This window comes from Streptomyces nanshensis, from assembly GCF_001751255.1.
In the GTDB taxonomy this organism is placed as follows: domain Bacteria; phylum Actinomycetota; class Actinomycetes; order Streptomycetales; family Streptomycetaceae; genus Streptomyces; species Streptomyces nanshensis_A.
The window spans coordinates 1-5,094 of record NZ_LJGW01000660.1; the positions used below are offsets into that span (position 1 = coordinate 1).

5 protein-coding genes and 1 pseudogene are annotated in these 5,094 nt (G+C 72.6%); 3 read left to right on the top strand and 3 right to left on the bottom strand.

Translation table 11 applies throughout. From position 1 onward, the window contains the following. A partial coding sequence (locus AN218_RS31120) for a TerD family protein (RefSeq protein WP_141747774.1) occupies positions 1-561 on the bottom strand: 561 nt, incomplete at its 3' end. Positions 562-818: 257 nt separating this feature from the next. On the opposite strand from AN218_RS31120, the gene AN218_RS31125 reads away from it, so the two are divergent. After that, on the top strand, positions 819-1,748 hold the full coding sequence (locus AN218_RS31125) for a polysaccharide deacetylase family protein (RefSeq protein ID WP_079132786.1): 930 nt from the start codon (positions 819-821) through the stop codon (positions 1,746-1,748). A 36-nt stretch (positions 1,749-1,784) separates the two neighbouring features. On the opposite strand, the gene AN218_RS31130 is transcribed toward AN218_RS31125, so the two are convergent. Both AN218_RS31130 and AN218_RS31135 read right to left on the bottom strand, forming a co-directional pair. Next, positions 1,785-2,120, bottom strand: coding sequence for a GlsB/YeaQ/YmgE family stress response membrane protein (locus AN218_RS31130; protein ID WP_070020374.1), 336 nt, complete (start codon positions 2,118-2,120; stop codon positions 1,785-1,787). Positions 2,121-2,190: 70 nt separating this feature from the next. Then, positions 2,191-3,000, bottom strand: coding sequence for an NAD-dependent epimerase/dehydratase family protein (locus AN218_RS31135; RefSeq protein WP_070020375.1), 810 nt, complete (start codon positions 2,998-3,000; stop codon positions 2,191-2,193). A gap of 331 nt (positions 3,001-3,331) precedes the next feature. On the opposite strand from AN218_RS31135, the gene AN218_RS31140 reads away from it, so the two are divergent. Both AN218_RS31140 and AN218_RS31145 read left to right on the top strand, forming a co-directional pair. After that, entirely contained in the window at positions 3,332-4,348 is a 1,017-nt protein-coding gene (locus tag AN218_RS31140; protein WP_070020376.1) for a 5-dehydro-4-deoxyglucarate dehydratase, read from the top strand. Next, positions 4,348-5,094 (top strand): annotated as a pseudogene (locus AN218_RS31145) (hypothetical protein); the annotation flags it as partial. The gene AN218_RS31140 and the pseudogene AN218_RS31145, both read left to right, overlap by 1 nt.

The window sequence follows — 5,094 nt, forward strand, 5'->3', positions numbered from 1 at the left end:
GGGGGCGGCTGCGGGCGCGGGCGCCGGGCTCGCGGCCGGTGCGGCGGAGGCGGCCGGAGCCGCGGGCTCCTCCACCTGTACGCCGAAGTCGGAGGCGATGCCGCCCAGTCCGTTCGCATAGCCCTGCCCGACCGCGCGCACCTTCCAGGCGTTGCCGCGCCGGTAGACCTCGACCACGACGAGGGCCGTCTCGGCGCCGAGCGACGGCGGCGTGAACGTGGCGATCACCCCGCCCGTGCCGGCGTCCCGGACCGTGGCCGTCGGCTCCAGGCCCGCGAAGGTGGTGCCGGAAGCGTCCGGGCTGGCCGTCACCACGACCTTCTGCACATCGGCCGGCACCTTCGCGGTGTCCACGGTGACGGTGTCCGCCGTACCGCCGCCGCTGTGCGTCACGCCGGGCGCCGAGGGCTGGTTGTAGAAGACGAAGTCGTCGTCTGAGCGGACCTTGCCGTTCTCGCCGAGGAGCAGTGCCGAGACGTCCAGGCGGGACGGTGCGGTCACCTCCACGGCCACCTGGGCGGTGTCGAGCGGGAGGTTCGAGCCGGGAGTCATTGCCGTCATGCCGGTCGTAACGAGCGGCCGGGCTTTGCGGTTCCTTTGCCCGCGCGGGCCGTCGGCCGTTCCTTCTTCTCCGTCCCGTCCCGTCCTGTCCCGTCCCGTCCCGTCCGTCCGTTCTCTGCGCCCGCCCTCGCAGGGGCCTCGCCGCGGGCCTCTTTAACAGAGCGCTCCGCACCGCCCGCGGACGCCGCGTGGGGCATACGAGTGGAGTCACTGCCTGATTACGTGTGACTACGCTCCGGCGTGGCAGTACGTCCCGCATGGTCTCTACCGAATCGCGTACGAACACAGGAAGCACAGGAACCCGACGGATCTTCCTCGGCGGTCTGCTCATAGCCGGCGCCTGCGTCGCCAACCGCGCACACGCGGCGGGCGGCGGCGCGGGTTCCGGCTCCGGCTCGGGCGTCTCCGGCGCGCACGCCGCCGCCGACGCGAAGGGCGCGGGCACGGCCCGCCGCTCGCTGCGCAGCGCACGGACGGCCTCGCGTCCGCAGGCCTACCGGCTGCGTCCGGAAGCGGGCCAGCTCGCCGCGCAGGCCCGTGGCAGTACGTCCGTCACCTACACCCTGGACTCCGGCGACTCCAGAGGACGCGAGATAGCTCTCACCTTCGACGACGGACCCGACCCCCTGTGGACCCCGAAAGTGCTCGAAGTGCTGCGCCGCTGGCGGGTGCAGGCCACCTTCTGCGTCATCGGACGGGAGGCCGCCGCCCATACGCATCTGCTGAACGCGATAGCCGACGGCGGCCACGAGATAGCCAACCACTCCTGGAGCCATCCGCTGCTGACGCGGATGCGCCCCGCGCAGGTGCACGAGCAGCTCGCCCGTACCTGCGACGTCGTCGACGAGGCGGTCGGCTCGCCGCCCGTCCTCGCACGCGCCCCCTTCGGCGAGTGGAACGACCGGACCCTTGAGATATCCGCATCCCTCGGCATGAGCCCGCTGGGCTGGTCCGTGGACACCAGCGACTGGGAAGAGCCCGGTACGCGGAAGATCACCGCGACCGTGCTGCGGCACACGAGCCCCGGTGCCGTCCTGCTCTCCCACGACGGCGGCGGAAACCGCTCGCAGACCGTGGCGGCGCTGCGCGACTACCTCCCCCGGCTGCTCGACTCCGGCTACATACCCGTACTGCCCTCCGGGGCCGCCGCGTTCCGGAACCGTACGGGCGAGGGGTGGGGCGGCTGAACACCCGCCGGGGCTACGGCCGTTCGGGCCCGGCGTTCAGCGGCGGTGGCGTTCCCGGGAGTGGCCGAAGAAGATCCGGTAACCGATCAGCAGCACCAGGGAGCCGGCGATGGCCGAGATCCACAGCGCGGGGTCGACGAAGTTGTGGTCGACCGAGCGGTCCAGGAAGGTCGAGGAGAGCCAGCCGCCGATGAACGCACCGGCGATGCCGATGAGGATGGTGCCGAAGATCCCGCCCGGGTCGCGGCCCGGCAGGATCACCTTGGCGATGGTGCCCGCGATCAGGCCGAGTATCAGCCAACTGATCAGCCCGGAGTCGAGCAGACCCTGTAGTGCGGAATCCGGGTCCTTGTCTGCGATGACGACGTACATGGTGGAGCCCCTCCCCGTGGACGACCTGAAGTGATCGGTTTCGGGTCCATCATGCCCCCCGACTGCGAGTTCAGTGCGGCCAGGTGGGCGGACGCGTGCAGAAGTGCCCCCCGATACGGGTGTGTTCGAGATCCTTCGGGTCCGTTTCCCCCTGCTCTGCGAGGAGTTGGGCGGCGTACGGCTCGGAGTCGTCCTGTGGCTCGAAGCCGAGGGCGCGGGCGCCGGAGAGGTCCCACCACAGCCGGGTGTTGGCGGAGGAGCCGTAGACCACCGTGTGTCCGACGTCCGGCGCGGTGAGCGCGGCGTGGAAGAGGCGGGCGCCGTCGGCGGGGCTGAGCCAGAGGGAGAGCATCCGTACCGAGGTGGGCTCGGGGAAGCAGGAGCCGATGCGTACGGAGACGGTCTCGATGCCGTGCAGATCCCAGTAGAGCTGGGCGAGGTCCTCGCCGAAGGACTTGGAGAGCCCGTAGAAGGTGTCGGGGCGGTGCGGGGTGTCCACGGGGACGAGCGGGTCGCCGTCCGAGGGGATCGGGGTGAAGCCGACGGCGTGGTTGGAGGACGCGAACACCACGCGGCGCACGCCCTCTTGGCGCGCGGCTTCGTACAGCCGGTAGGTGCCCTCGATGTTGGAGTGCAGGATCTTCTCGAAGGGCGCCTCCAGCGAGATGCCCGCGAGATGCAGGATCGCGTCGGTGCCCCGTACGGCCTCGCGCAGCGCGGCGGTGTCGGCGAGATCGGCGGTGACGGCCTCGGGCTCGCCCTCGACGGGACGGGCGTCGAACAGCCGCAGCCGGTAACCGAGTCGAGGAAGCAGTTCGCGCATCAGGCCGCCGAGTCCGCCCGCGGCGCCGGTCATCAGGACGGTACGGGGGTCGGGCATCGACAGGAACTCCGTCCCTAGACCTGGTTCATATATGGGGAGTTCATATATGGGGACACGCTAGGGAGGCGCCGTCCGGGCCGTCAAGGCCGCGGAGTTCGGGCGGCGGGTCGGACGGTCAGGGTGCGCTCGGTGGTGCTCATCGCCGTTCACGGTGGCCGGTGTGCTTGACCGGTCCCGGCGAACTGCCTTACGGTGCGGGGTAGTTCAGAGATATGGACGCAGATCAGAAACGTGTACGGGGTGAGGGTGCCGCGCCGGGGACGCGGGCGCGCGCCGCCGGGACGCCGCCGGACGCCCGTCTCCGTACCGGCCCGAGCAGGAGCCCGCGATGACCTCATCCTCCTCGCCCGCCCCCGGCCGGGGCACGCTCGCCGCACGCCTCGGCGGACTGCTCTTCTTCCCCGTCACGGCCTTCGGCCCGGACGGCGAGGTGGACCTCGGCGCCTTCCGCACCCATGTCCGCCGGGGCGTCGACGCCGGCGCGGGCGCCGTCTTCGCGTGCTGCGGCACCGGCGAGTTCCACGCGCTGACGCCGGAGGAGTTCCACGCGTGCGTCGCCGCCGCCGTCGAGGAGGCGGACGGACGGGTGCCCGTCGTCGCGGGCGCGGGCTACGGCACGGCACTGGCCCGCCGGTTCGCCGCCCTCGCCGAAGAGGCGGGCGCGGACGGCCTGTTGGCGATGCCGCCGTACCTCGTCGTCCCCTCCCAGGAGGGCCTGCTGCGGCACTACGCGGAGCTGGCCGCGTCCACGAGCCTCGACATCGTCGTCTACCAGCGGGACAACGCCGTCTTCACCCCGTCCAGCGTCGCGGCACTGGCCCGTACGCCCGGCATCGTCGGACTCAAGGACGGCCTCGGCGATCTGGATCTGCTCCAGCGCATCATCAGCACCGTCCGCACCGAGGTGCCGGCGGAGACCGTCCGCGCCTTCCGCTACTTCAACGGGCTGCCGACCGCCGAGCAGACATGTCTCGCCTACCGGAGCCTGGGCGTGGACCTCTACTCGTCCGCCGCCTTCTGCTTCGCGCCCGAGGTCGCCCTCGCCTTCCGCCGGGCGCTCACCCGGGGCGACGACGCACGCGTGGCGCGGCTGCTCGACGGCTTCTTACGTCCCCTCGTCGAACTGCGCGACAAGGGACGGGGATACGCCGTCTCGCTGGTGAAGGCGGGGGTGCGGCTGCGCGGGCTGGACGTGGGCGAGGTGCGGCCGCCGCTGAGCGAACCGTCCGCGGAGCACGTACGGGAGCTGGCCCGACTCATCGACACAGGGCTGGAGTTGGTCGCGGGGGACGGGCCGGAGGACGGAGCGGACGACGTGCGGACCGGGGACGGCGGGGGCCGCTGATGCGCGCCGGTGCGTTCCTCTACCCCTGGGACGTCGTCGGCGATCCCGCCGCGCCCGAGCGCATCGCCGCGCTCGGCGTCCGGCAGGTCACGCTCGCCTCGGCCTACCACTCCGTACGCGCCCTCACGCCCCGCCACCCCCGCCACCGCGTGGTCACGGCACCGCACGCCGCCGTGCTCTATCCGCCGGACCCGGACCGCTGGAGGGGCCGGGAGCTGCGCCCGTACGAGCAGCGCTGGGTGCAGAGCGACGACCCGGACGGGGCGTACGGCGAGGCGGCACGCGCGCTGAACGAGGCCGGGCTGCGGGTGCACTCCTGGGTGGTGCTCGCCCACAACTCCCGTCTGGGCGAGGAGCATCCGCACATCACCGTCCGCAACGCCTACGGCGACCGCTACCCGTGGGCGCCGTGCGTCGCGCGCCCGGAGGTGCGCGCCTATCTGGTGTCGCTGGCGGCGGAGGCGGCGGTGCGGCCCGGCACCGACGGTACGGAGCTGGAGTCGTGCGGCTGGTACGGGCTGGCGCATCTGCACGCGCACGACAAGACGGGCGGCGCCGCGCTGGACGGCGCCGGTGCGTATCTGATGTCGCTGTGCTTCTGCGAGGTGTGCCGTGCCGGGTACGCCGCGCGGGGCGCCGACCCGGAGGCGCTGCGGGCGCGTGTGACCGCGGCGCTGGAGCCGGTGTGGCGCGGGGCCCGCGCGGACGGGGACGTGGATTCGGGGCCGGGATCCGCCGGCGGCGGC

What these genes read in the sequence shown, in the direction of transcription:
- AN218_RS31125 (WP_079132786.1), top strand. Translation starts at nt 819, where the DNA reads ATGGTCTCTACCGAATCGCGTACGAACACAGGAAGCACAGGAACCCGA.
- AN218_RS31130 (WP_070020374.1), bottom strand. Translation starts at nt 2,120, where the DNA reads ATGTACGTCGTCATCGCAGACAAGGACCCGGATTCCGCACTACAGGGT.
- AN218_RS31135 (WP_070020375.1), bottom strand. Translation starts at nt 3,000, where the DNA reads ATGCCCGACCCCCGTACCGTCCTGATGACCGGCGCCGCGGGCGGACTC.
- AN218_RS31140 (WP_070020376.1), top strand. Translation starts at nt 3,332, where the DNA reads ATGACCTCATCCTCCTCGCCCGCCCCCGGCCGGGGCACGCTCGCCGCA.